The sequence below is a fragment of the Paracoccus stylophorae genome (assembly GCF_028553765.1).
Classification (GTDB): Bacteria; Pseudomonadota; Alphaproteobacteria; order Rhodobacterales; family Rhodobacteraceae; genus Paracoccus; species Paracoccus stylophorae.
In genome coordinates this window covers 846,039-870,046 of record NZ_CP067134.1, presented here as the reverse complement: position 1 = coordinate 870,046, position 24,008 = coordinate 846,039, and the positions used below count along the sequence as shown (strand labels likewise).

Genomic DNA, 24,008 nt, shown 5'->3' with positions numbered 1-24,008 from the left:
CCATTCAGGGCGGAACGCGCCTTGCCTGCGCTTGTTCCGCCCCGCGCGCGCGGCGGTTGCCGCGCGTTGCGCACGGCGCTATCTGCTGGCGCCATGGCGAAACTGTATTTCCATTACTCGACCATGAACGCCGGCAAAAGCACGCTGCTGCTTCAGGCGTCCTATAACTATCGCGAACGCGGCATGGGCACGCTGCTGCTGACCGCCGCGCTGGACAGCCGCGCGGGCACGGGCCGGATCGCCAGCCGCATCGGGATTGCAGACGATGCGCTGACCTTCGATGCCGACACCGACATGTTCGCGCTGATCCGCGCGCGCGGCCGCGCCTGCGCCTGCATCTTTGTGGACGAGGCGCAATTCCTGACCAAGGATCAGGTCTGGCAACTGGCGCGGGTCGCGGACGATCTGGACATTCCGGTGATGTGCTATGGGCTGCGGGTGGATTTCCGGGGCGAGCTGTTTCCCGTCTCGGCCGCGCTGCTGGCGCTGGCCGACGACCTGCGCGAGGTCCGGACGATCTGCCATTGCGGCCGCAAGGCCACGATGGTGATCCGGCGCGACGCCGAGGGCCGCGCGATCACCCAGGGCGCGCAGGTCCAGGTCGGCGGGAACGAAACCTATGTCTCGCTGTGCCGCAGACACTGGCGCGAGGCCGTGGGCGCCTGACGCACGTCACGACCCGTCCACGAAATGCTTGCCCAGACCCGCTTGCGCTGCCAGTCTGGCGGTCGAGGGAGGGGATGGCATGGATGGGAACACGACACCCCGCAAAAAGCTGGATGCCGCCGAGATGGGCGTTCTGGCGCATCTGTATCGGGGCGAGGTCTATCGCTCGACCATCTGGCGGACGCGGCTGGATACCTCGACCAACTGGTCCGTCGTCACCCTGGGGGTCGCGCTGTCGATCACCTATTCCTCGCCGCAGGCATCGCCCCTTCCGCTGGTGCTGGTCGGCATCCTGATCATCTTCTTTCTGATGATCGAGGCGCGGCGATACCGGTATTTCAACGTCTGGCGCGCGCGCTGCCGCTGGATGGAGCTGAACTTCATGGCGCCGATGCTGAAAGAGGGCGATCTGCATCTTGAGGAACACTGGCAGGACCGGCTGGCCGACGATTATCTTCACCCGCGCTATCACGTCAGCATGTGGACCGCGATCGGGCGGCGGATCCGGCGCAACTATTTCTGGATCCTGCTGATCCAGACCATCGCCTATCTGGGCAAGCTGATCGTGCATCCGACGCCTTTGGCCTCGACCGCAGAACTATTGCAGCGCGCGGCCATCGGGCCGGTGCCGGGCTGGCTGGTGCTGACGGTCGGCGCCTTCTATTGCCTGTGCTGGGGCACCATCGCCTTTATCAGCGAAAAACAGGACGAAAAGCGCGCCCGCATGCGCCGCGACCCGCTTGGCATGGGGTGACGCGCCGGCAGACGGGCTTCCCGCGCCGCGTTCAAAATTCCGCGGGAACGCCGCCCGCGCGTTGCGGGACACACCACCATGCTGTAACCATCTTGGCCAAACAGGCAAAGGATCTTCCATGCGCGCATTTCTGCTGAGGCTTGTCGCCCTGCTGGCTCTGGCCGTTCCCGCGCACGCTTTCGACACCAATGCCCGCACGGCGTGGGTCTATGACGTGGCGACCGGCACGGTGCTGATGGAAAAGAACGCCGACGAACAGATTCCGCCGGCGTCGATGTCCAAGCTGATGACCATCTACATGCTGTTCGAGGCGTTGCAGGAAGGCCGCGTGCAGATGGACACGCGGCTGCCCGTCTCGACCAAGGCGCGGCAGATGAAGGGCTCGACCATGTTCCTGAACGAACAGGACCGCCCGAACGTGGACGAGCTGATCAAGGGGATCATCGTGCTGTCCGGGAACGATGCCTGCGTCGTCGTGGCCGAGGGGCTGTCGGGCACCGAAGAGGCGTTCGCCCGCCAGATGACCGAAAAGGGCAAGGAAATGGGGCTGACCAATTCGGTCTTCGCCAACGCCTCGGGCTGGCCGGACCCGCGCCACCGCATGACCGCGCACGATCTGGGCCTGCTTGCCGCGCATCTGATCGACGATTTCCCCGAACTTTACAAGAACTTCGCGCTGACCGAGTATCGCTTTGACGACCGCGCGCCCGCCAACCGCTTCAACCGCAACCCGCTGCTGAAGCTGGGGATCGGGGCCGACGGGCTGAAGACCGGCCACACGCAAGAGGCGGGTTACGGGCTTGTCGGCTCGGCCGTGCAGGATGGCCGCCGGGTGATCTTCGTCATCACCGGCCTGTCCAGCGAGACCGCCCGCGCCGAAGAGGCCGAGCGGATCGTGAACTGGGCCTTCCGCCAGTTCACCATGGAAACGCTGGTGCCCGCCGGCGAAACCGTGGTCGAGGTGCCGGTCTGGCTGGGCACGCAATCGCGGATCGGGCTGACCACCAGGGACGGGGCGAACGTGCTGATCCCGGCCGGCGCACGGGATCAGGTCAAGGTCGAGGCGGTCTTCGATTCGCCCGTGCCCGCCCCCATCGCCAAGGGCGACCGTCTGGGACAGCTTGTCGTGACGGTTCCCGGCGCACAGGACGCCGTGACGCCGCTGATCGCCGCGCAGGACGTGCCCGAGGCCGGGTTCGCGGGCCGCATGAAAGGGGCGGTAATGCGGTTGGGCAACAAGGCGATCGCCGCCGCGGGACTTTGATGTTCATCAGCTTCGAGGGGATCGACGGCTGCGGCAAGACCACCCAGGCACGGCTGCTGGCCGACACGCTGCGCGAGAGGGGGCACGAGGTGGTTCTGACCCGCGAACCCGGCGGCAGCCCCGGCGCGGAAGAGATCCGGCGCCTGCTGGTCGAGGGGGCGGGCGAACGCTGGTCGGCGGAAACCGAATGCCTGCTGTTCACCGCCGCCCGGCGCGACCATCTGGAACGGCTGATCCGCCCCGCGCTGCTGGCCGGCCGCAGCGTCGTGACCGACCGTTTCGCCGATTCCACCCGCGTCTATCAGGGTGCCGCGCGCGCCGAGTTGCGGGCGCTGGTCGACCGGCTGCACGCGCTGATGATCGGGATCGAGCCGGACCTGACCTTCGTGATCGACATCGACCCGAATGAGGCGTTGCAGCGCGCGAAGAACCGGCAGTCGCCCATGCCCGAGGACCGGTTCGAGAATCGCGGCCTTGGCTTTCAGCGTGACCTGGCGGCGGGGTTTCGCGCGCTGGCGCAGGAATTTCCCCACCGGGTGCGCCTGATCGATGGCAGCGGGTCGCCGGACGCCGTGGCCGCCCGCGTGCGGGCCGCGCTGTGAAGGTCGAGCTTGAGGATATTCCCGAAGCCGACCGCGTGCCCGGCGCGCCGCATCCGCGCATGACGCAACGCCTGATCGGGCAGGATCACGCGGTCGCGCAATTCGTCGATGCGACGCGCGAGGGCCGGCTGCACCATGCCTGGCTGCTGACCGGCCCGCGCGGCGTCGGCAAGGCGACACTGGCCTGGTCCATCGCCCGCTGGCTGCTGACGGGTGCGGCCAGCGACGATCTGTCCGTGCCCGCCGACGATCCGGTGGCCCGGCGCATCGCCGCGCTGTCGGAATCCGCGGTGCAGCTGATCCGCCGTCCCTGGGACGACAAGTCCGGACGACTGCGGGCCGAGATCACCGTGGACGAGGTGCGGCGGCTGCTGTCCTTTTTCCGCATGACGGCGGCCGATGGCGGTCGGCGCATCGCCATCGTGGATGCGGCCGACGACATGAACCCGCAGGCCGCCAACGCCCTGCTGAAACTGCTGGAAGAGCCGCCGACAGACGGGCTGATCCTGCTGGTCGCGCACCAGCCGGCGCGGCTTTTGCCCACGATCCGGTCGCGCTGCCGGACGCTGCGCCTGACCTCGCTGAGCCCGGAGCGGATGGCCGAGGCGCTGGCCGGGCTGGGCGTCGTCGATCAGGTCGAGGCGCTGGCCGCCCTGTCCGAAGGCTCTGTCGGAGAGGCGCTGCGCCTGTCGGGTCAGGACGGGCTGACACGCTATCAGCAGATCGTGGATCTGTTCGGCACACTGCCGCGCATGGACCGGATGGCGGCGGCGCGGCTGTCCGATGCCGCCGCCGGTCGTCCGGGCGCGGGCGGCGATCCGTTCGATCTGACCGTCACCCTGCTGGACCGGTTCCTGACCCGCACCGCGCGGGCCGGGCTGATGGGCGCGCCGCTGCCGCAGGCGGCGAAAAACGAAGGCGCGCTGATGTCGCGCATCGCGCCGGACGACCGGGCGGCGCGCGACTGGGCGGGGGCGCAGGCCCGGCTGTCGGCTCGCGCCCGGTCGGGGCGGGCGGTCAACCTTGACCCTGCGGCGCTGGTGATGGATATGCTGACGGAACTGGCGCATCTGCCGCCGGCCCGGTCCGCCCTGCCCGCCCCGAACTGACGCCAAAGGTTGCCCCATGACCCAAGCGGCCCCCCCGCCGATTGTCGACAGCCATTGCCATCTGGACTTCCCCGATTTCGACGGAGAACACGAGGCGCTGATCGCGCGCGCGCGCAAGGCCGGGGTGACGCGCATGGTCACGATCTGCACCCGCCTGCGGCTGGAACCCCAGGTCCGCGCCCTGGCCGACGGCCATGACGGCGTGTTCTATGCCGCCGGCACCCACCCGATGAGCGTGGCCGACGAACCGATGGCCACGGTCGCGGACCTGATTGCGCTGGCCGATCACCCGAAATTCGTGGGCATCGGCGAGACGGGGCTGGATTACCACTATACCGCCGACACGGCCGACCGGCAGCAGGAAAGCCTGCGCGTCCATATCGAGGCGGCGCGCCAGACGCGCCTGCCCCTGATCATCCACGCCCGCGACGCCGACGACGACATGGCCCGCATCCTGACCGACGAATATCGGGCGGGCGCCTTCAGCTGCGTGATGCATTGCTTCAGTTCAGGCGCGGATCTGGCGCGTGCCGCGCTGGAACTGGGCTTCTACCTGTCGATGTCGGGAATCGCGGCGTTCCCACGCTCGGACGCGCTGCGCGAGATCTTTGCGGCAGCGCCCGTGGATCGGATTCTGGTCGAGACCGACAGCCCCTATCTTGCGCCCCCGCCCTTTCGCGGCAAGCGGAACGAGCCGGCGCATGTGACTCACACCGCCGCCGTCGGCGCCAGGCTGTTCGGCATGGATTACACCGAGTTCGCGCGCCGGACATCCCAGAATTTCGACCGGCTGTTCTGGAAGGCCGCCGGCGCCAAGGGCGGGCCGGCGTGATCCGGGCGACGATCCTTGGCTGCGGCTCGTCCGGCGGCGTTCCACGGCTGGGGAACCGGTGGGGCGCCTGCGATCCGGCCAACCCGCGCAACCGCCGCCGCCGCTGTTCGCTGCTGGTCGAACGCGACGGGGCGGGTGGCACGACGCAGGTGCTGATCGACACCGGACCGGACATGGTGCCGCAATTGCTGGATGCCGGCGTCGCCACGCTGGATGCGGTCATCTACAGCCATCACCACGCCGATCATGTGCACGGCATCGACGATATCCGCCAGCTTGTTCACAATTCGCGCCGCAAGATGCCGGTCTGGGCCGACGAGCCGACAAGCCAGGCGCTGCTGGACCGGTTCGGCTATATCTTCAGCACGCCCGCGGGCAGTTACTATCTGCCGATCGCGGAACTGAACCGGCTGACGGGCCCGGTCGCGATCGACGGTCCCGGCGGGGCGATCAGCTTTCAGCCGTTCCGCGTCCAGCACGGAGAGATCACCGCCCTGGGATTCCGCATCGGCGGTCTAGTCTATCTGCCCGACGTCTCGCAGATCCCCGACACGGCATGGCCGCTGATCGAGGGGGCCGAGATCTTCGTCTGCGACGCGCTGCGCCCCGATCCCCATCCCAGCCACGCGCATCTGGCGCAGGCGCTTGCGTGGCTGGCGCGGGCCGGCACGCCGCGCGGGGTGCTGACGAACATGCATATCGACATGGATTACGATCAGGTCATGGCGCGCACGCCGGACCATATCGTTCCCGCCCATGACGGGATGATCCTGAACGTGTCTGCCGATGCGGCGTCGCCCTTTGCCGCGGACGCGATGTGAGCGCGCTTTTCACGATCGTCCTGCCGGTCTTTCTGGTGATCGGGTTCGGCTATGCGGTCAGCTGGCGCGGCTGGTTTTCCGAATCTGCCGTGGACGGATTGATGGGGTTCGCGCAGAATTTCGCCGTGCCGACGCTGCTGTTCGCGTCGATGGCGCGGCTGGATCTGGGCACCGAGTTCCGCCCCGACCTGCTGTTCGCCTTCTATGCCGGCGCGTTTGCCAGCTATGCGGCGGGCTGGGCGGGGGCGCGGTTCCTGTTTCGCCGCCCGGCGGTGGACAGCGTGGCCATCGGCTTTGTCTGCCTGTTCTCGAACAGCCTGTTGCTGGGCATCCCGATCACCGAACGCGCCTTCGGCACGCAGGCGCTGGACGGCAACTGGACGATCATCGCGCTGCATTCGCCGGCGCTGTACACGTTCGGCATCACCATGATGGAGTTCACGCGCGCCCGGGGCAGCGGCCTGTCGGTCGGGCGGGTCGCGTGGCGCGCGCTGTCGGGGGTGCTGCGCACGCCCCTGGTGATCGGCATCGCCGCGGGCGTGATCATGAACCTGCTGATGCAGGCGGGGCTGGTCATGCCCGAAGGGTTCTGGGCGGCGGTCGAGATGATCGCCCGCGCGGCCCTGCCGGCGGCGCTGTTCGGCTTGGGCGGCATCCTTTACCGCTATCGCCCGGAAGGGGACATGGCGACCATCGCGATGTGCTGCGCCTGCGCGCTGATCCTGCATCCGGCGGTCACCTTCGGGCTGGGACACGCGCTTGGGCTGGATCTGGCCGCCACACGCTCGGCCGTGCTGACGGCGGCGATGCCGCCGGGCATCAACGCCTATCTGTTCGCCAGCATCTATGGCGCGGCGCGGCGGGTCGCGGCCTCAACCGTGCTGATCGCCACCGTCGCCTCGGTCTTCAGCATCTGGGTGTGGCTGGCGATCCTGCCCTGAGCCATCCCGATCCTGCCGGCGAAACGTCAGGTAATGCGGCGCCCGTCCCTCGCGCAGCGCCTTTTGTTCATAGCGGGTGCTGATCCAGTCGTCCCAGGGACGGTCGCTTTCCGCGACCGTATCGAAGCCGGCCGGCGGCACCTGTTCCAGGGTCTGGCGGACATAGTCGGGAATGTCGGTCGCCACCCGGAACTCTGCGCCCGGACGCATGACGCGCGCCAGCGGCAACAGATGTTCGGGGGTGACGAAGCGGCGGCGATGATGGCGCGCCTTGGGCCAGGGGTCGGGATACATCAGGAACGCCCGGTCGATGCTGGCATCGGGCAGCACGTCCATCAGATCGCGCGCATCGCCCGGATGCACGCTGACATTGCCGACGCCGGCGGCGCGGATCTTGCCCAGAAGCATGGCGACGCCGTTGATGAACGGCTCGCAGCCGATGATGCCGATCCGCGGATAGGTGGCGGCCATGTGGACCATGTGTTCGCCCCCGCCAAAGCCGATCTCCAGCCAGAGCGGACGGTCGTCGCCGAAGATCGCCGCCGGGTCGATCGGATGCCGTTCGGGGTTTTCCCACGGCGCGATGCCGCGCGGGCGCAGATCGCCCAGATCTTCTGACAGATAGGATTTCTGGCTTTGACGCAGGGTCTTGCCGTGGCGTCTGCCATAGAAATTGCGGCGCGGCGGGTTGGGATCGAAGGCGGTTTTGGGCGTGTCACTCATGCCCGCGGGATTGGCGCAAGCGTCGGGCGGGGTCAAGCCTTGGCGGCCTTGTCGTTGCGTCCCGCGACGGCCGGGGGACTTTGCGTCCCCCGGACCCCCTGCAAGGTATTTGGAAAGAGGGCGAGGGCGGGCGCAGGCTGGCCCGGACCGCCGAACGCCGTGCGGTCAGTCGGCCATCAGGCGGCTGATGATCACCGTGACCTCGGGCTTCTTGCCGATCTCTTCCATGGCGACCTGACGGGTGATCTTGCGGATCGCCTCGTCCATGCGGCCGTCGTCGCGCACCGTGCGGTCGTCGGCGCCTTCCAGGAATTCGGCCAGCTCGCCCTCGATATGGCGGGCCAGATCGTCGCCGCCGCGCGTGCGGCCGGGCAGCCCCATCAGTTCGACCCAGGCATCGGGCAGGACGTTGTCATCCTCGTCCACGATGACGCTGACCAAGGCGTGGCCGTTCAGCGCCATGCGGATGCGGTCGCGGACGATGCCGTCCATCGCGCCGATCAGCACCGTGCCGTCAAGATAAAGCCGCCCCGTTTCCACATGATCGACGATCTTCGGCCGGTCGGCGGTCAGATCCAGCATCGCGCCGTTGACCGCGATTTCGGACGCCGAGCCGCGGGCGCGGGCCAGCAGCATGTGTTCGCGCAGATGCAGATGTTCGCCATGCATCGGGATCACGATCCGGGGCTTCAGCAGGTCGTGCAGCGCCTCGATGTCGGGGCGGTTGGCGTGGCCTGACACGTGGAACAGCCCGTCGCTTTCGTCATGCACGTCAACGCCCATCTCGCTGAGCGCGTTCATGATCCGGCCCACGCTTTTTTCGTTGCCGGGGATGGTCTTGGAACTGAACAGGAAACTGTCGCCTTCCTTCAGCGACAGGCCCAGATAGCGGCCGCGCGACAGCTGCGCGCTGGCGGCGCGGCGTTCGCCCTGCGATCCGGTGACGATCAGCATGACCTTGTCGCGCGGCAGGTTCGCCGCCTCGTCCGGTCCGATCGTGTCCGGGAAATCGGTCAGGACGCCGGTTTCCAGCCCGACCGTCACCATCCGGCGCATGGCCCGGCCCAGAAGGCAGACCTTGCGGCCCGAGGCGATCGCGGCCTGCGCCAGCGTCGCCAGACGGGCGATATTGCTGGCAAAGGTGGTCGCCACGACCATGTTCTTCTGCGCCACGACCCATTCCAGGATCGGATTGGCCAGCAGCGCCTCGGACCGGCCGGGATGGGTCGAGAAGATGTTGGTGGAATCGCAGGTCAGCACCTTGACCCCGCCCGCCTCGCCGGCGATCTCGTGCCAGGCGACCGGATCGAAGGGATCGCCCACGACCGGGGTTCCGTCCAGCTTGAAATCGCCGGTATGCACGATCCGGCCCGCCGGCGTGTCGATGATCAACGCCGAGCTTTCGGGGATCGAGTGGCTGACGGGCACGAACTGGACGCTGAAGGGACCAAGCTGCGTCGCCTCGGGGCGGGGGCCGGCGATGCGGACGATGTCGGCCTGGTGTCCCTGTTCTTCCAGCTTCAGCCGGCACAGCGCGCCGGTGAACTTGCGCGCATAGACCGGCACGCCGAGACGCGCATACAGATGCCCCACCGCGCCCAGGTGATCCTCGTGCCCGTGGGTGATGAAGATCGCCTCAAGCCGGTTGCGGTTGCGTTCCAGCCAGCCGATATCGGGCATGATCAGGTCGATGCCGGGCGAGGTGTCCATGTCGCCGAAGGTCACGCCCAGATCGACCAGAATCAGCCTTTCCTTGCCCGGCGCGCCATAGCCATAGACATAGGCGTTCATGCCGATTTCGCCCGCGCCGCCAAGCGGCAGATAGATCAGGCGGTCAGCCATTGCCCATCTCCTTGTTGTAATCGTGTATCAATCGCAATCCGTGAACGGTCAGATCGTCCTCGATCGCGTCGAACAGGTCGAACCCCTGATCGAACAGCGGGGCAAGCCCGCCCGTCGCGATCACGACAGGATTCTGCCCGCGTTCCTGCCTGATGCGACGGACGATCCCCTCGATCAGGCCGATATAGCCCCAGTAGATGCCGGACTGGATACAGGCAACCGTATTCGTGCCGATCACCGCATCGGGCATGGTCACATCGACATGCGGCAGGGCGGCGGCGGCCATGTGCAGCGCCTCGAGCGACAGGTTCACGCCGGGCGCGATCACGCCGCCGACATAGGCGCCGTCGATGTCGACCACATCGAAATTCGTGGCCGTGCCGAAATCGACGACGACGGTGTTGCCGCCATGGCGGTCGAAGGCGGCGACGGCGTTGGCCAGCCGGTCCGGCCCGACCTTGGTGCCGGGATCGACGCGCGGTTCCACCGGCAGCAGACATTCGGGCTTGCCGACGACCAGCGGGCGCAGGTCGAAATAGCGATTGCACAGCACCCGCAGGTTGAAGACCACGCGCGGAGCGGTGGCGCTGATGATGCAGCCTTCGACGCGGAATTTGAACTTGCGCAGCCCGATCAGCGTGGACAGCCAGACATAGTATTCGTCGGCGGTGCGGCGGTGATCAGTCGCGATGCGCCAATGGGCCAGGAACTTTCCGTCATCCCAGACCGAGAACATCGTATTGGTGTTGCCGGTGTCGATGCACAGCAGCATGGATTTCAGCCCCCGCCGAAATGGATGTCGGCGGCGGAAATGGCCTGCCGACCGCGCGCGGTCGTCAGCACCAGGGCGCCGCTGTCGTCGATGCCCTCGAACCGGCCGGTCGTGACCGTCGTGCCGCTGCGGGCGGTGATCGGCTCGCCCAGGCGCGCGGCGCGGGCAAGCCAGGCGGCGCGGATCGGGGCGAAGCCATAATCCCGCATCTGCCGCGACCAGCGATCGAAGGCCGGGGCCAGCGCGTCCAGAACCTCGTCCGCCGTCAGCGTCACCCCGGTCTCGCCCTTCAGGCTGACCGGGCGCAGCGCGCCAGCTTCGACCGCGGCGGCATCGGGCGCGGCCTCCAGATTGATCCCGATGCCGATGGCCAGGGCGGACAGTCGCGCGCCGGACCCGGCGCTTTCCAGCAGGATGCCCGACAGCTTGCCGCCGTTCAGCAGCACATCGTTCGGCCATTTCAGCGACAGGTTCAGCTGCGGCCCGCACAGCCGCGACAGCGCCTCGTGCACGGCCAGCGCGGCCACAAAGGACAGGCGGGCGGCGTCGGCCGGCCCACTTTCGGGGCGCAGGATCAGCGTGGCCGCGAAATTGCCGGGCGGATCGGCCCAGGCGCGCCCGCGCCGGCCGCGTCCGGCCTGTTGCCGGCGGGCCATGATCCAGGCCGGTCCGGACAGGGACGGGGCCAGCCGAAGCGCCTCGGCATTGGTGCTGTCCACGCGGTTAAGCACATGGCGGGCGACGCCCGCGGGCCAGCTTGACGTGATGTCGTCAGTCACCGGCGGTCCCGGCGGGTGCCGCGCCCGAGACGTCGGGGCCTGCGCCGGCGACGCCCGCCTCGGCCGCCGTCGGTGCGGGACCGACCAGCGACTGCGCGGCGGTGGCGGCGGCGTCGTCCACGCCCAGCATGGTGACCGCCCCCAGCAGCAGCGCGGCAGCCGGCACGATCAGCGCCAGATACTGCGCCAGATCCATGCGGCTTTCCACGCCCTCGCCCTCGGACCCGAAGAAGATGTAATAGACGATGCGCAGATAATAGAACGCACCGATCACCGAGGCGACGACCCCCAGCAGGGCCAGCCAGCTCATCCCGGCATCCACGGCGGCGGCCAGCACGCCGAACTTGGCAAAGAAGCCGAGGAAGGGCGGAACGCCGGCCAGGCTGAACATCAGGAACAGCACGGCGAACGCCTTCAGCGGATCGGTCGCGGCAAATCCGTTCAGGCTGGACAGGTCGGTGACGGGGCGGCCGTCACGTTCCATCGACAGGATGAAGGCGAAGGTGCCGACATTCATCACCGCATAGATCGCCATATAGATCAGCATGGTCTGCACGCCATAGGCGGTGCCCGCCGCCAGGCCGACCAGCGCGAACCCCATATGCGCGATCGAGGAATAGGCCATCAGACGCTTGATATTGGTCTGGCCGATCCCGGCGATCGATCCCAGAAACATCGACAGCACCGCCAGCGCCGCGATGATCTGGCCCCAGTCGTCGGGCACGTTGCCGAACGCCTCGAACATCAGCCGCGCCAGCAGCGCCATCGCGGCGACCTTGGGCGCGGTGGCGAAGAACGCCGTCACCGGGGTCGGCGCGCCTTCGTAGACGTCGGGCGTCCACATGTGGAACGGCACGGCCGAGACCTTGAAGGCCAGACCGACCAGCAGGAAGACTAGGCCGAACAGCAGACCCATGGACAGCTGCCCGCCGATGATGGTCAGGAAGATGTCGTCGAAATTCGTCGTGCCGGAAAACCCGTAGACCAGCGAGGCGCCATACAGCAGCAACCCCGAGGACAGCGCCCCCAGCACGAAATACTTCAACCCCGCCTCGGACGACTTGACGCTTTCGCGGCGCATGGCGGCCACGACATACAGCGACAGGGATTGCAGCTCCAGCCCCATATACAGGATCAGCAGATCGCCGGCCGAGACCATCATCATCATGCCAAGCGCGGCCAGCGTGATCAGGATCGGGTATTCGAACCGCATCAGCCCCTGCCGCGCCATGTAATCCGCGCTCATCGCCAGCACGGCGGCGGCCGAAATCAGGATCGTCACCTTGGCAAAGCGCGCGAAGGGATCGTCGTGGAACATCCCGAAAAAGGCGATGCTGTCGGGCCGGTCGGCCAGTCCGACATACAGCCCCCCGATCAGCAGCGCCACGACGCTGGCCCACAGGATCGGCGTGGAGATGCTGTCCTTGCCCAGCCACGCGCCGGCCAGCAATGCGCCCATCGCAAAGACGGCCAGCAGCAGTTCGGGCAAAATCGTCGAAAAATCGATCGCGGTCATCCTGCTTTCCTCAATGGCTGTCTTCGGCCTGATCCGCGGCGGCGGTGACGGCAAGCCCGACCGCCGGCTCGTGCGGCAGCGCGTCGTGATAGCTGACCAGCAGCGCCTGAACGGCCGGGCCGGTGATGTCGGTGACCAGTCGCGGATAGACGCCAAGCAGCAGGGTCATCGCGACCAGCGGCGCGAAGATCCATTTCTCGCGCGGGGTCATGTCGGTGATGGTCTTCAGGCTTTCCTTGATCAGCGCGCCCAGCGTGACACGGCGATACAGCCACAGCGCATAGGCCGCCGACAGGATCACCCCGGTCGCGGCCACGAAGGCGACCCAGGTATTGGCCTTGAACGTGCCCATCAGGGTCAGGAACTCGCCCACGAAGCCCGAGGTGCCGGGCAGGCCGACATTGGCCATGGTGAAGAACATGAACACCAGCGCATAGACCGGCATCCGGTTGACCAGCCCGCCATAGGCGTCGATCTCGCGCGTGTGCATCCGGTCATAGATGACGCCGACGCACAGAAACAGCGCGCCCGAGATGAAGCCGTGCGACACCATCTGGAAAATCGCCCCGTCCAGCCCCTGCTGGTTGGCCGCGAACACGCCCAGAGTCACGTAACCCATATGCGCGACCGAAGAATAGGCGATCAGCTTCTTCATGTCGGTCTGCGCCAGCGCGACCAGCGAGGTATAGACGATGGCGATCGCGCCCATCCAGAACAGCAGCGGCTGCAACAGATCGCTGGCCACCGGGAACATCGGCAGGCTGAACCGCAGAAAGCCGTAACCGCCCATCTTCAGCAGGATCGCGGCCAGCACGACCGAACCCGCCGTCGGTGCCTGCACATGCGCGTCGGGCAGCCAGGTATGGACCGGCCACATCGGCAGCTTGACCGCGAACGAGGCCAGGAACGCCAGAAACAGCAGCGTCTGCATGCCGCCCGCGATCCCGAAGCCCAGCACCCGCATCGTCTGCGAGGGGAAATCGAATTGCAGCAGCTGCGGGATGTCGGTGGTGCCGGCGGTCAGCGACATCGCGATCATCGCGATCAGCATCAGCACCGAGCCGAGGAAGGTATACAGGAAGAACTTGAACGCCGCATAGATACGGTGCTGCCCGCCCCAGATGCCGATGATCAGGAACATCGGGATCAGCCCGGCCTCGAAGAACAGGTAGAACAGGATCAGGTCCAGCGCCGTGAAGACGCCGATCATCAGCCCCTCCAGCACCAGAAAGGCAATCATGTATTCCTTGACGCGGGTCTTGACCTCCCACGTGGACAGGATGGTCAGCGGCATCAGGAATGTCGTCAGCAAGACGAACAGGACCGAGATGCCATCGACCCCCATCTTGTAGCGCAGGCCCATGATCCAGGCATGATCCTCGACGAACTGAAAACCCGTATCGGCCGCGTCGAAACCCGCCAGAAGGAACAGCGAGATCAGGAACGTCGCCGTGGTCGCGATCAGCGCCAGCCATTTCGCGTTCTTCTGCGAAGCCTCGTCGTCGCCACGCAGAAACAGCGCCAGGATGATCGCGGCGACGATCGGCAGGAAGGTGATGATCGAAAGAAGGTTCGTCATGTCAGTACGCGCCCCGCATCATCACCCAGATCAGCAAGCCCACGATGCCCAGAACCATCGCGAAGGCGTAATGGAACAGATAGCCGGACTGCACGCGCCCGGCGAAGCGGGTCAGGCGCGGGATGATTCCCATCGCCACCCCGTTGATCAGCCCGTCGATAATCGCTCCGTCACCGCGCGTCCACAGCTTGCGGCCGACCCATCGTGCAGGGCGGACGAAGACGAAATCGTAGATCTCGTCGAAATACCATTTGTTCAGCAGGAACCGGTACAGGGCCGGCTGCTGTTCGGCCAGTTTGCGCGGCGCGTCCGGGCTGCGGATATAGAAGATCCACGCGACCAGAAGCCCCGCCAGCATGGCGACGAAGGGCGAGGCCTTGACCCAGGCCGGGGCGTGATGCGCCTCGTCCAGCACATGGTTGTCGGGATGCATGTAGATCGCGCCGCCGACCGGGGCCGCGACTGCGGTTGCGGGGCCGTCTTCCGCATCTGCCTCCGCGCCCTCGCCCGCCTCTGCCGGGGCGGTCTGGGCCGCGGCCTCGGCGCCTGCCGGCGCATCCCCGGCGTCTTCCGTATGGGCGGCCTCTTCGTGGCCCATGTGGAAGAACTGCGCGACGCGGTCATGGCTGCCGAAGAACGGGCCATACCAGACCATCCCCGCAAAGATCGCGCCGATGGCCAGAACGCCCAGCGGCACGGTCATTACGGCGGGGCTTTCATGGGCATGGTCGTGGGTGTGCCGATCCCCGCGCGGCGTGCCGAAGAAGGTCATGAACATCAGCCGCCAGGAATAAAAGCTGGTAAAGGTCGCCGCGATCACCAGCAGCCAGAACGCATAGGTATTGCCGGCCCATGCGCTTTCGATGGCGGCGTCCTTGGACAGGAAGCCGGCAAAGCCGATATGGGTCAGCGGAATGCCCACCCCGGTGATCGCCAGCGTCCCGATCATCATCGCCCAGAAGGTCAGCGGAATCTTTTTCCGCAGCCCGCCATAGTTGCGCATGTCCTGTTCGTGATGCATCGCGTGGATCACCGAACCCGCGCCCAGAAACAGCATCGCCTTGAAGAAGGCATGGGTCAGCAGGTGGAACATTGCGACCGAATAGACCCCGACACCGGCGGCCACGAACATGTAGCCAAGCTGCGAACAGGTCGAATAGGCGATTACCCGCTTGATGTCGTTCTGCACCAGACCCACCGTCGCGGCGAAGAACGCGGTGGTCGCGCCGATGATCGTCACGAACAGCTTGGCGTCGGGCGCGAATTCGAACAGCGGCGACATCCGGCAGACCAGAAACACCCCCGCCGTCACCATGGTCGCGGCGTGGATCAGCGCCGAGACCGGCGTCGGACCCTCCATCGCGTCGGGCAGCCAGGTGTGCAGGAACAGCTGCGCCGATTTGCCCATCGCGCCGATGAACAGCAGCACCGCCAGAACCTCGGTCGCGGTCCAGCCGCGCCACAGGAACTGCATCTGCACCTGCGCCAGATCCGGGATCTGGGCGAAGATCGCGTCGAACTGGACCGAGCCGGTCATCCAATAGATCCCGAAAATGCCCAGCAGAAAGCCGAAATCGCCCACCCGGTTGACGATGAACGCCTTCATCGCGGCCGCACCCGCCGACGGTTTCTTGTAGTAGAAACCGATCAGCAGATAGGACGCCAGGCCCACGCCCTCCCACCCGAAGAACATCTGCAGCAGGTTGTCGGCGGTCACCAGCATCAGCATGGCGAAGGTGAAGAACGACAGATAGGCGAAGAACCGGGCCTTGTAGTGTTCGTCGCCGCTGAAATTCTCGTCATGGGCCATGTAGCCCATCGAATACAGATGGACCAGCGCCGAGACGGTCGTGATCACGATCAGCATGATCGCGGTCAGCCGGTCCATGCGGATCGCCCATTCGGCGACGAAATCGCCCGACACGATCCAGTCCAGCACCGGGATATGCTGCGTCTCGCCGCCGAAGCCCAGGAAGATGATCCACGAGAACGCACAGGCCGCAAACAGGACGCCCGTGGTCAGATATTGCGCGCCCTTCTCGCCGATGACGCGCCAGCCGAACCCGGCGATGATCGCGGCCAGAAGCGGGGCAAACAGGATGAATTGCGCCATGATCCCTTACCCCTTCATCATGTTGACGTCTTCCACCGCGATGGTGCCGCGGTTGCGGAAGAAGACCACCAGGATCGCCAGCCCGATCGCGGCCTCGGCGGCGGCGACGGTCAGGATGAACATGGTGAAGACCTGCCCGGCCAGATCGCCCAGATGCGCAGAAAAGGCGACGAAATTGATGTTCACCGCCAGCAGCATCAGTTCGATCGACATCAGGATGACGATGACGTTCTTGCGGTTCACGAAGATCCCGAACACGCCGGCGACAAAGACTATTGCCCCCACGACAAGGTAATGTGTCAGCTCGATCATTGTCTCTCGTCCCTCCGGGTCGTTCACCCGTTGAAATATTCGTTCGCCGCCCGGACCGCCGCAGCCATGCCTTCCGCGGTCACAGACCCTGGCCGGGCTTGACGTCGCGCAGCTCCATCGCCTTGGCGGGGTCGCGATACATCTGTTCCAGCACGTCCTGCCGCTTGACGTTCTTGCGGTGCCGCATGGTCAGGGTGATCGCGCCGATCATCGCCACCAGCAGGATCAGCCCGGCCAGCTGGAACGGCAGCATATAGCGGTCGTAAAGCACGGTGCCGATCAGGTTGGTGTTCAACGCCGCGGTGGCGATCGGCACCCCGCGCAACCCCTCGGCCTGGTCCGAGGTCTGCCAGGCGCCGAAACCGATGGCCAGCTGCGCCAGCAGGACCAGCGCGATCAGCGCGCCCAGGGGAAGATAGCGGGCGAATTCGCCTTTCAGCTCGGCGAAATCCACGTCCAGCATCATCACGACGAACAAAAACAGCACGGCGACCGCGCCGACATAGACGATGACCAGCAGCATCGCCACGAACTCGGCCCCCTGCAACACGAACAGCCCCGCCGCCGACAGGAAGGCCAGGATCAGCCACAGCACCGAATGGACCGGGTTGCGCGCCAGGACGACCATGAACCCGGCGAGGCAGACGGAAATCGCGAACAGATAGAATGCGAACGTGATCATTCGGCCTCACCCTCCTCGGATTCGGTAAAGACGCCCTGCGCGATCTCCAGCGCCTTCTGCATCGCCGGAATGCCGCCGAACATCCCCATCTGATAGATCACCTCGGCGATCTCGCGCGGGGTCGCGCCGGCCTCGATGGCGTGGCGGATGGTCAGGCGCAGCTGCGGTTCAGCATGCGCGCCCTGCACCGTCATCGCCGCGATGGTCACCAGCAGCCGGGTGCGCGCGTCCAGACCGTCCCGGTTGAAGGTCTTGCCGAACCACATTTCCAGCATGTCCGACGGCATCGTCGGGATCAGCTTTTCAAAGGCCTTGGTGTCGATTGATTCCAGTGCCGGATTGAACACCCGCGCCATTTCATGGCCGGACTGCATCATCTGCTGGAACATCTTCTGGAATGGATCGGTCATCTGTAGGGCGCATCTATGGCAAGGTTGCGGGCGATCTCGGATTCCCAGCGGTCGCCGTTTTCCAGCAGCTTCTGCTTGTCATAGAACAGCTCTTCGCGGGTCTCGGTCGAGAATTCGAAATTCGGCCCCTCGACGATGGCATCGACCGGGCAGGCCTCCTGGCAGAAGCCGCAATAGATGCATTTGGTCATGTCGATGTCGTATCGCGTGGTGCGGCGGCTGCCATCCTCGCGCGGCTCGGCGTCGATGGTGATGGCCTGCGCCGGACAGATCGCCTCGCACAGCTTGCAGGCGATGCAGCGTTCCTCGCCGTTGGGGTATCGGCGCAGCGCGTGTTCGCCGCGAAAGCGCGGCGACAGCGGGCCCTTCTCGTGCGGATAGTTCAGCGTCGCCTTGGGCGCGAAGAAGTATTTCAGCCCGACCCTGAACCCAAGGAAGAAATCCCACAGCAAGAAATACTTGCCGGCTCGTGCGATGTCGAAAGCCATCTCTCTACACTCCTGCCCAGCGGGCCCAGAAGGACCCCAGGACTTCATATCTTGCAAGGAACGCGACGATCACGACCCAGCCCAGCGACAGCGGCAGGAACACCTTCCAGCCGATCCGCATCAACTGGTCATAGCGATAGCGCGGCACGATCGCCTTCACCATGGCGAACATGAAGAACCAGAACACCATCTTCAGGAACATCCACAGCGCGCCGTCGGGAATGCCCGGAATGGGCGACAGCCAGCCGCCGAAGAACAGGATCGAGATCAGCGCACACATCAGCCACATGGCGATGTATTCGCCCGCCATGAACAGCAGATAGGGGGTCGAGGAATATTCGACCATGAACCCCGCGACCAGTTCGGATTCCGCCTCGGGCAGGTCGAAGGGCGGGCGGTTCGTCTCGGCCAGGCAGCTGATGAAGAACAGCACCAGCATCGGCAGATGCGGCAGCCAGTACCACGACAGCAGGCCCATGCCCCGCTGCGCCTCGACGATCAGGCTCATGTTCATCGACCCGGTCGAGATGATGATGCCGATGATGATCAGCCCCAGGCTGACCTCGTACGAGATCATCTGCGCGGCCGACCGCAGAGAGCCCAGGAACGGGTATTTCGAGTTCGACGCCCAGCCGCCCATGATCACGCCATATACCTCCAGCGAGGACACGGCGAAAATGAACAGGATGCCCACATTGATGTCGGCCATCACCCAGCCGGGCGCAAAGGGAATGGCCACGAAGGCGGTCAGCGCCAGCGTCATCGACAGGAACGGCGCAAGGAAGAACACGAACTTGTCGGCGCCGGCGGGAACGACGATTTCCTTGAACACGTATTTCATCGCGTCCGCGAAGGTCTGCAACAGCCCCCACGGGCCGACGACGTTCGGGCCGCGCCGCATCTGCACCGCCGCCCAGACCTTGCGGTCGCCATAGACCAGATAGACCAGCGACAGCATCACGAACGCGATCAGCGCCAGCCCCTGCGCCAGCAGGATGATGGCGATGCCCAGCGTGGAACTCCAGAAATCAGACATGTCGCTTGTCCCTCTTGCCTACGCCGCGGGAATGCCGCGTGCCTTGCATTCGCGCAAGGTCTCATTCGTTTCCATCACCCGCAGCCCCAGCGGCTTGTCGTCCGAGATCGTGAACGCCGCCCCGATCAGCAGCTTTCCGTCGCGTTCCTGCTGCAAGGTGCGGATGTGGCGGCCGTATTTCGCGCCCTCGGCCTTGGCCCATCCCGCCAACGCGCAGGTGGCATACGAAAACGCGATATCGGCGTCCACCCCCTTGCGCAGATTCGCCGTCACCTCGACCAGATCGCCCCGGCGTCCCTCGCCCAGCCTGTTGACCCGGCTGCCGATGAAATCCTCGCGCGCGATCACCGTGGCGTCGTTCCATTGCGGCAGGGCCGGTTGCGTGCGCTTGGCGAATTCCTCGATGGCCTTCTCCTGCGCGGTCTTCTCGCGCGGCAGGTTCGGCGCGACCATCCCGCCCAGATCGAGCTCCAGATTGACGTTCAGCATCGCCAGATCGGCCTCGGACACGGCAAAGGCGTCGCGGCCGGCGGCGCTGTCCAGCTCCATCGTGGTCACGCTGCCATCGGGTTCCAGAATCAGGATCTCGCCCGATTTGGTCGAGATCCGCGCCAGCGTCAGCGCCGCATCGTCGGCGCCGCGATTGGGCGTGGCGATCCGGGCGGTCACCTGGTCAGGCTTGGGCCTGGGCCGGCCATCGTCGCTGCCGCCGGCGAAACAGCCGGCCAGCGCCGTCATCGCCAGAACGGCGGCGGCGCGCGACAGGGGGTGGTGCAGGGCCGGCCGCATCCGCCCTACTCCGCCGCCATCGCGGTCGCATTGCGCGCCGCGGCCATGCGCGACAGCTCCGCCATCAGGGGAGAGCTGCGCGCGATCGGGTTGGTCAGGTAGAAATCCCTGATAGGATACACGAACGCGGCCTTGCCCGGATCGGCCATCGCCACCGGCTGCCAGTCGTTTTCCGGCACCTCGTTGATGCGAGCCAGATGCGGCACCGCCTCGACCAGCGCGCGGCGCAGCTGCGCCAGGCTGTCCCATGGCAATTGCTGGTCCATCTCGGCCGACAGCGCGCGCAGGATCGCCCAGTTCTCCTTGGCCTCGCCGGGCGCGAAATTGGCGCGCATGGCCAGTTGCGGACGACCTTCGGTGTTCACGAACAGGCCGTTCTCCTCGGTATAGCAGGCGGCGGGCAGGATGATGTCGGCGCGGTGCGCGCCGCGGTCGCCATGGCTGCCCTGATAGATCACGAAGGCACCGTCCGCGATCTCGACCTCGTCGGCGCCCAGGTTGAAGATCACCTCGGCCCCGTCGATGGCGGCGGGCAACCCGCCCTCGGTCACCGCGCCCACATCCATCGCGCCGACGCGCCCGGCGGCGGTGTGCAGGATCAGCAACTTGGAGTTGCTGTTCTCGGCCAGCTTCATCGCATGGGCCAGAACCGCCGCGCCGTCGGCCTCGCGCAGCGCGCCCTGCCCCACGATCACGATGGAGGCCTGCCCGCGCGTCTCGTCGTCGATCTCGCGCGATGACAGGTCTTCCAGCGCCGCGCGGTCATCGCCCAGATGGGTATAGTCATAGGTCAGATCGACCGCCTCGCCCACCAGCCCGACCTCGGCGCCGTTCACCCACGCCTTGCGGATGCGCGCGTTCAGCACCGGCGCCTCGTCGCGCGGGTTGGTGCCGATCAGATGGATCCGCTCGGCATGGTCGATATCCTCGATCCGGGCGGTGCCGACATAGCCGCTGCGATTGCCGGCGGGCAGGCGCGCGCCGTCGGTGCGGCATTCGACATGCCCGCCGATCCCCTCGATCAGCTTCTTCAGGCTGAAGGCGGCCTCGACCGGGGCCAGATCGCCGATCAGCCCCGCCACCTTCTTGCCCTGCATCGCGCGGGCGGCGGCGGTCAGCGCCTCGGGCCAGGTGGCCGGGCGCAGCTTGCCGTTCTCGCGGATATAGGGGCGGTCAAGCCGCTGGCGTCGCAGCCCGTCCCAGACGAAGCGGGTCTTGTCGCTGATCCATTCCTCGTTCACGCCGTCATGGTTGCGCGGCAGGATGCGCATCACCTCGCGGCCCTTGCTGTCCACGCGGATGCTGCTGCACAGCGCATCCATCACGTCGATGGTCTCGGTCTTTCTCAGCTCCCACGGACGGGCGGTGAAGGAATAGGGCTTGCTGACCAGCGCGCCGACCGGGCACAGATCGGTGATGCAGCCCTGCATGTTGCTGCTGAGACTGGCCTGCAACGCGGCCGAGACGGGATCGTCGCCCACCTCCCAGACCTCGTTGCCATAGGTGACGATGCGCATGTCCTCGCCCCGGCCGGTCGCGCCCATCTCCATCGCGCCGGCCACCTCGCTCATGAAGCGGACGCAGCGTGTGCAGTGGATGCAACGGGTCATGTGGGTTTCGACCAGCGGCCCCAGATTCAGGTCGATGACCGACCGCTTGGGCTCGCGATAGCGGCTGAAATCGACGCCGTAAGCCATCGCCTGATCCTGAAGATCGCATTCGCCGCCCTGGTCGCAGATCGGGCAGTCCAGCGGATGGTTGATCAGCAGGAACTCCATCACGCCCTCGCGGGCCTTCTTGACCATCGGGCTGTTGGTGCGGATCTCGGACGGCGCGCCCTCGGGGCCGGGACGCAGATCCTTGACCTGCATCGCGCAGGATGCGGCGGGCTTGGGCGGCCCGCCCACCACCTCGACCAGACACATGCGGCAATTGCCGGCGATCGACAGCCGCTCGTGATAGCAGAAGCGCGGAATCTCGATCCCGGCCAGATCGCAGGCCTGGATCAGCGTCAGGTTGGGATCGACCTCGATTTCCTTGCCGTCGATCTTGATTGTCCGCAATTCGGCCATCATTCCATCCTTACTTGGCACTCAGAAGCGATCCGGTGACCGTGTTCCGTGCGATTTCGTCCCGCCCCAGGCGGCAAAAGCTTTCCGCATCGCCCGGCTTGACGCCGTTCTTGGCCATGTAATCCTCGGCCACGGCATAGATGCGGTCCTTGTCGGCGCGGCTGTCCAGAAACGCGTCGATCTGCGCCTCGGAATAGCCCTTGTCGCGGGCATATTTCTTCAACGCGCGCGCCTGCATATAGGCATAGACGATGCGCCCGTCGATCGAGGGGCACTCGCGCCGGATGCGGTCGGCGATGCGCGCCGCGATCAGGCGGTCGTTGATATATCTCTCCTGGCTCAGCGGCTCCAGCGCGGCGGCGGGCAGCGCGGTCAGGCTCAGCGTCGCGGCCAGCGCGGCGGCCATGCGGGTGCGGGCATCGGGTGTCATGCGTGTCTCCTTTCACCTAGGGAAACAGCCATACCAGCCGTGCCGACGGAAGACCCCACACGACCTCGTGCGCCTTGTGTGACCGGATGCGCCCGACCCGCCATCAGCCCGCCACCCGGACGCGTCCGGGCGAGACTTAGCGCGACAAGATGCATCCCCGTTCTCATTCCGCCGCCATCGCCCCCATGCGGCCGGTCCGCTTGGCCTTGATGCGATCCTCGATCTCTTCGCGGAAATTGCGGATCAGCCCCTGGATCGGCCATGCGGCGGCGTCGCCCAGCGCGCAGATCGTGTGCCCCTCGACCTGCTTGGTCACGTCCAGCAGCATGTCGATTTCCGCCACCTCGGCATCGCCCGTCACCAGACGCTCCATCACCCGCATCATCCAGCCGGTGCCCTCGCGGCAGGGCGTGCACTGGCCGCAGCTTTCGTGCTTGAAGAACTTGGACAGCCGCCACACGGCCTTGATGATGTCGGTCTGCTGATCCATCACGATCATGCAGGCGGTGCCGAAGCTGGATTTCAGATCCCGCATCCCGTCGTAATCCATAATCGCGGATTCGGCCTGTTCGGCGGTGATCACCGGGCACGAGGCGCCGCCGGGAATGACCGCCTTCAGGTTCTTCCAGCCGCCGCGCACGCCGCCGCCATGTTTCTCGATCAACTCCTTGACGCTGATCGACATCGCGTCCTCGACCACGCAGGGCGTGTTGATATGGCCGGTCAGCCCATACAGCTTGACCCCGGCATTGTTCGGGCGGCCGAAGCCCGCGAACCATTCCGCGCCGCGGCGCAGGATCGTCGGCACGACGGCGATGGATTCGACGTTGTTCACGGTGGTCGGACAGCCGTAAAGCCCCGCCCCGGCCGGGAAGGGCGGCTTCATGCGCGGCATGCCCTTCTTGCCCTCCAGGCTTTCCAGCAGCGCGGTTTCCTCGCCGCAGATATAGGCGCCGGCGCCGTGATGGACGTAGAAGTCGAAATCCCAGCCCGACCCGGCTGCGTTCGGCCCCAGCAGCCCCGCATCATAGCATTCGTCGATGGCCGCCTGCAGCGCCTCGCGCTCGCGCACGAACTCGCCGCGGATATACAGGTAACAGGCATGCGCGCCCATGGCGAAGCTGGCGATCAGCGCGCCTTCGATCAGCGTGTGCGGATCGTGGCGCATGATCTCGCGGTCCTTGCAGGTCGCCGGTTCGGATTCGTCGCCGTTGATGACCAGATAGGCGGGCCGGCCATCGCTTTCCTTGGGCATGAACGACCATTTCAGACCGGTCGGGAACCCCGCCCCGCCCCGGCCGCGCAGCCCCGACGATTTCACCTCCTCGACGATCTTGTCGCGGCCGCGCGCGATGATGTCGGCGGTGCCGTCCCAGTGGCCGCGCTTTTTCGCGGCATCCAGGCCGCGGTCGCACATGCCATAGAGGTTGGTGAAAATGCGATCCTGGTCTTTCAGCATCTAACTTCCGATCCTTA

At 66.1% G+C, this 24,008-nt stretch carries 24 protein-coding genes; 8 read left to right on the top strand and 16 right to left on the bottom strand.

Annotated features, from left to right (window positions below; translation table 11 throughout):
• Nucleotides 1–93 precede the first annotated feature (93 nt).
• The 8 genes from JHW45_RS04305 to JHW45_RS04270 all read left to right on the top strand — a co-directional run bounded on the left by JHW45_RS04305 (nucleotide 94) and on the right by JHW45_RS04270 (nucleotide 6,989).
• A complete protein-coding gene (locus JHW45_RS04305; RefSeq protein WP_272859720.1) occupies nucleotides 94–666 on the top strand; it encodes a thymidine kinase in 573 nt (190 codons plus the stop codon).
• Nucleotides 667–745: 79 nt separating this feature from the next.
• A complete protein-coding gene (locus tag JHW45_RS04300) occupies nucleotides 746–1,420 on the top strand; it encodes a DUF2270 domain-containing protein (RefSeq protein ID WP_272859719.1) in 675 nt (224 codons plus the stop codon).
• A 118-nt stretch (nucleotides 1,421–1,538) separates the two neighbouring features.
• Nucleotides 1,539–2,684 (top strand): D-alanyl-D-alanine carboxypeptidase family protein, encoded by a 1,146-nt coding sequence (locus tag JHW45_RS04295; RefSeq protein ID WP_272859718.1) that lies wholly within the window; start codon nucleotides 1,539–1,541, stop codon nucleotides 2,682–2,684.
• Nucleotides 2,684–3,286 carry a dTMP kinase gene (gene tmk / locus JHW45_RS04290; RefSeq protein ID WP_272859717.1) on the top strand — a complete coding sequence of 201 codons (603 nt, stop codon included), beginning with the start codon at nucleotides 2,684–2,686 and terminating at the stop codon, nucleotides 3,284–3,286. The genes JHW45_RS04295 and tmk overlap by 1 nt, the downstream gene beginning before the upstream one ends.
• A gap of 59 nt (nucleotides 3,287–3,345) precedes the next feature.
• The gene (locus tag JHW45_RS04285) at nucleotides 3,346–4,395 is read left to right on the top strand and encodes a DNA polymerase III subunit delta' (protein WP_272860531.1); all 1,050 of its coding nucleotides are present in this window, start codon (nucleotides 3,346–3,348) and stop codon (nucleotides 4,393–4,395) included.
• 16 nt (nucleotides 4,396–4,411) lie between these two features.
• Nucleotides 4,412–5,227 (top strand): TatD family hydrolase, encoded by an 816-nt coding sequence (locus JHW45_RS04280; RefSeq protein ID WP_272859716.1) that lies wholly within the window; start codon nucleotides 4,412–4,414, stop codon nucleotides 5,225–5,227.
• On the top strand, nucleotides 5,224–6,048 hold the full coding sequence (locus JHW45_RS04275; protein ID WP_272859715.1) for an MBL fold metallo-hydrolase: 825 nt from the start codon (nucleotides 5,224–5,226) through the stop codon (nucleotides 6,046–6,048). The genes JHW45_RS04280 and JHW45_RS04275 overlap by 4 nt, the downstream gene beginning before the upstream one ends.
• The gene (locus JHW45_RS04270; RefSeq protein WP_272859714.1) at nucleotides 6,045–6,989 is read left to right on the top strand and encodes an AEC family transporter; all 945 of its coding nucleotides are present in this window, start codon (nucleotides 6,045–6,047) and stop codon (nucleotides 6,987–6,989) included. The genes JHW45_RS04275 and JHW45_RS04270 overlap by 4 nt, the downstream gene beginning before the upstream one ends.
• Here JHW45_RS04270 and trmB read toward each other — a convergent pair.
• The 16 genes from trmB to nuoF all read right to left on the bottom strand — a co-directional run bounded on the left by trmB (nucleotide 6,921) and on the right by nuoF (nucleotide 23,991).
• Nucleotides 6,921–7,712: a tRNA (guanine(46)-N(7))-methyltransferase TrmB gene (gene trmB / locus JHW45_RS04265; RefSeq protein WP_272859713.1), complete on the bottom strand. Its 792-nt coding sequence runs from the start codon at nucleotides 7,710–7,712 to the stop codon at nucleotides 6,921–6,923. The genes JHW45_RS04270 and trmB overlap by 69 nt on opposite strands.
• A gap of 165 nt (nucleotides 7,713–7,877) precedes the next feature.
• Entirely contained in the window at nucleotides 7,878–9,554 is a 1,677-nt protein-coding gene (locus JHW45_RS04260) for a ribonuclease J (protein ID WP_272859712.1), read from the bottom strand.
• Nucleotides 9,547–10,326 carry a type III pantothenate kinase gene (locus JHW45_RS04255; protein ID WP_272859711.1) on the bottom strand — a complete coding sequence of 260 codons (780 nt, stop codon included), beginning with the start codon at nucleotides 10,324–10,326 and terminating at the stop codon, nucleotides 9,547–9,549. The genes JHW45_RS04260 and JHW45_RS04255 overlap by 8 nt, the downstream gene beginning before the upstream one ends.
• Before the next feature lie 5 nt (nucleotides 10,327–10,331).
• Nucleotides 10,332–11,105, bottom strand: a complete 774-nt coding sequence (locus JHW45_RS04250) for a biotin--[acetyl-CoA-carboxylase] ligase (protein WP_272859710.1) — start codon at nucleotides 11,103–11,105, stop codon at nucleotides 10,332–10,334.
• Complete coding sequence (gene nuoN, locus JHW45_RS04245; protein WP_272859709.1) at nucleotides 11,098–12,621, bottom strand: NADH-quinone oxidoreductase subunit NuoN; 1,524 nt, start codon at nucleotides 12,619–12,621, stop codon at nucleotides 11,098–11,100. Before nuoN ends, JHW45_RS04250 begins: the two co-directional genes overlap by 8 nt.
• A gap of 10 nt (nucleotides 12,622–12,631) precedes the next feature.
• Nucleotides 12,632–14,200, bottom strand: a complete 1,569-nt coding sequence (locus tag JHW45_RS04240; protein WP_272859708.1) for an NADH-quinone oxidoreductase subunit M — start codon at nucleotides 14,198–14,200, stop codon at nucleotides 12,632–12,634.
• Between the two features lies 1 nt (nucleotide 14,201).
• Nucleotides 14,202–16,313, bottom strand: coding sequence for an NADH-quinone oxidoreductase subunit L (gene nuoL, locus JHW45_RS04235; protein WP_272859707.1), 2,112 nt, complete (start codon nucleotides 16,311–16,313; stop codon nucleotides 14,202–14,204).
• Between the two features lie 6 nt (nucleotides 16,314–16,319).
• Nucleotides 16,320–16,625, bottom strand: coding sequence for an NADH-quinone oxidoreductase subunit NuoK (nuoK, locus tag JHW45_RS04230; protein WP_272859706.1), 306 nt, complete (start codon nucleotides 16,623–16,625; stop codon nucleotides 16,320–16,322).
• A 79-nt stretch (nucleotides 16,626–16,704) separates the two neighbouring features.
• Nucleotides 16,705–17,307: an NADH-quinone oxidoreductase subunit J gene (locus tag JHW45_RS04225; RefSeq protein ID WP_272859705.1), complete on the bottom strand. Its 603-nt coding sequence runs from the start codon at nucleotides 17,305–17,307 to the stop codon at nucleotides 16,705–16,707.
• Nucleotides 17,304–17,717: a carboxymuconolactone decarboxylase family protein gene (locus JHW45_RS04220; RefSeq protein WP_272859704.1), complete on the bottom strand. Its 414-nt coding sequence runs from the start codon at nucleotides 17,715–17,717 to the stop codon at nucleotides 17,304–17,306. The genes JHW45_RS04225 and JHW45_RS04220 overlap by 4 nt, the downstream gene beginning before the upstream one ends.
• Nucleotides 17,714–18,205 carry an NADH-quinone oxidoreductase subunit NuoI gene (gene nuoI / locus JHW45_RS04215; RefSeq protein WP_272859703.1) on the bottom strand — a complete coding sequence of 164 codons (492 nt, stop codon included), beginning with the start codon at nucleotides 18,203–18,205 and terminating at the stop codon, nucleotides 17,714–17,716. The genes JHW45_RS04220 and nuoI overlap by 4 nt, the downstream gene beginning before the upstream one ends.
• 4 nt (nucleotides 18,206–18,209) lie before the next feature.
• Nucleotides 18,210–19,241 carry an NADH-quinone oxidoreductase subunit NuoH gene (gene nuoH / locus JHW45_RS04210; protein WP_272859702.1) on the bottom strand — a complete coding sequence of 344 codons (1,032 nt, stop codon included), beginning with the start codon at nucleotides 19,239–19,241 and terminating at the stop codon, nucleotides 18,210–18,212.
• 18 nt (nucleotides 19,242–19,259) lie between these two features.
• Nucleotides 19,260–20,030: a hypothetical protein gene (locus JHW45_RS04205; RefSeq protein ID WP_272859701.1), complete on the bottom strand. Its 771-nt coding sequence runs from the start codon at nucleotides 20,028–20,030 to the stop codon at nucleotides 19,260–19,262.
• 5 nt (nucleotides 20,031–20,035) lie between these two features.
• Nucleotides 20,036–22,102 (bottom strand): NADH-quinone oxidoreductase subunit NuoG, encoded by a 2,067-nt coding sequence (gene nuoG, locus JHW45_RS04200; protein WP_272859700.1) that lies wholly within the window; start codon nucleotides 22,100–22,102, stop codon nucleotides 20,036–20,038.
• Nucleotides 22,103–22,112: 10 nt separating this feature from the next.
• Complete coding sequence (locus JHW45_RS04195) at nucleotides 22,113–22,532, bottom strand: DUF5333 domain-containing protein (RefSeq protein WP_272859699.1); 420 nt, start codon at nucleotides 22,530–22,532, stop codon at nucleotides 22,113–22,115.
• Between the two features lie 163 nt (nucleotides 22,533–22,695).
• Nucleotides 22,696–23,991, bottom strand: coding sequence for an NADH-quinone oxidoreductase subunit NuoF (gene nuoF, locus JHW45_RS04190; RefSeq protein ID WP_272859698.1), 1,296 nt, complete (start codon nucleotides 23,989–23,991; stop codon nucleotides 22,696–22,698).
• Nucleotides 23,992–24,008: the final 17 nt, after the last annotated feature.

Coding starts and splice junctions, on each gene's coding strand:
- nuoF (WP_272859698.1), bottom strand. CDS start 23,991: ATGCTGAAAGACCAGGATCGCATTTTCACCAACCTCTATGGCATGTGC.
- JHW45_RS04240 (WP_272859708.1), bottom strand. CDS start 14,200: ATGACGAACCTTCTTTCGATCATCACCTTCCTGCCGATCGTCGCCGCG.
- JHW45_RS04280 (WP_272859716.1), top strand. CDS start 4,412: ATGACCCAAGCGGCCCCCCCGCCGATTGTCGACAGCCATTGCCATCTG.
- JHW45_RS04255 (WP_272859711.1), bottom strand. CDS start 10,326: ATGCTGCTGTGCATCGACACCGGCAACACCAATACGATGTTCTCGGTC.
- JHW45_RS04195 (WP_272859699.1), bottom strand. CDS start 22,532: ATGACACCCGATGCCCGCACCCGCATGGCCGCCGCGCTGGCCGCGACG.
- JHW45_RS04285 (WP_272860531.1), top strand. CDS start 3,346: ATGACGCAACGCCTGATCGGGCAGGATCACGCGGTCGCGCAATTCGTC.
- JHW45_RS04220 (WP_272859704.1), bottom strand. CDS start 17,717: ATGACCGATCCATTCCAGAAGATGTTCCAGCAGATGATGCAGTCCGGC.
- JHW45_RS04260 (WP_272859712.1), bottom strand. CDS start 9,554: ATGGCTGACCGCCTGATCTATCTGCCGCTTGGCGGCGCGGGCGAAATC.
- JHW45_RS04295 (WP_272859718.1), top strand. CDS start 1,539: ATGCGCGCATTTCTGCTGAGGCTTGTCGCCCTGCTGGCTCTGGCCGTT.
- JHW45_RS04225 (WP_272859705.1), bottom strand. CDS start 17,307: ATGATCACGTTCGCATTCTATCTGTTCGCGATTTCCGTCTGCCTCGCC.
- nuoK (WP_272859706.1), bottom strand. CDS start 16,625: ATGATCGAGCTGACACATTACCTTGTCGTGGGGGCAATAGTCTTTGTC.
- trmB (WP_272859713.1), bottom strand. CDS start 7,712: ATGAGTGACACGCCCAAAACCGCCTTCGATCCCAACCCGCCGCGCCGC.
- JHW45_RS04205 (WP_272859701.1), bottom strand. CDS start 20,030: ATGCGGCCGGCCCTGCACCACCCCCTGTCGCGCGCCGCCGCCGTTCTG.
- nuoN (WP_272859709.1), bottom strand. CDS start 12,621: ATGACCGCGATCGATTTTTCGACGATTTTGCCCGAACTGCTGCTGGCC.
- tmk (WP_272859717.1), top strand. CDS start 2,684: ATGTTCATCAGCTTCGAGGGGATCGACGGCTGCGGCAAGACCACCCAG.
- nuoG (WP_272859700.1), bottom strand. CDS start 22,102: ATGGCCGAATTGCGGACAATCAAGATCGACGGCAAGGAAATCGAGGTC.
- nuoH (WP_272859702.1), bottom strand. CDS start 19,241: ATGTCTGATTTCTGGAGTTCCACGCTGGGCATCGCCATCATCCTGCTG.
- nuoL (WP_272859707.1), bottom strand. CDS start 16,313: ATGGCGCAATTCATCCTGTTTGCCCCGCTTCTGGCCGCGATCATCGCC.
- JHW45_RS04305 (WP_272859720.1), top strand. CDS start 94: ATGGCGAAACTGTATTTCCATTACTCGACCATGAACGCCGGCAAAAGC.
- JHW45_RS04300 (WP_272859719.1), top strand. CDS start 746: ATGGATGGGAACACGACACCCCGCAAAAAGCTGGATGCCGCCGAGATG.
- nuoI (WP_272859703.1), bottom strand. CDS start 18,205: ATGGCTTTCGACATCGCACGAGCCGGCAAGTATTTCTTGCTGTGGGAT.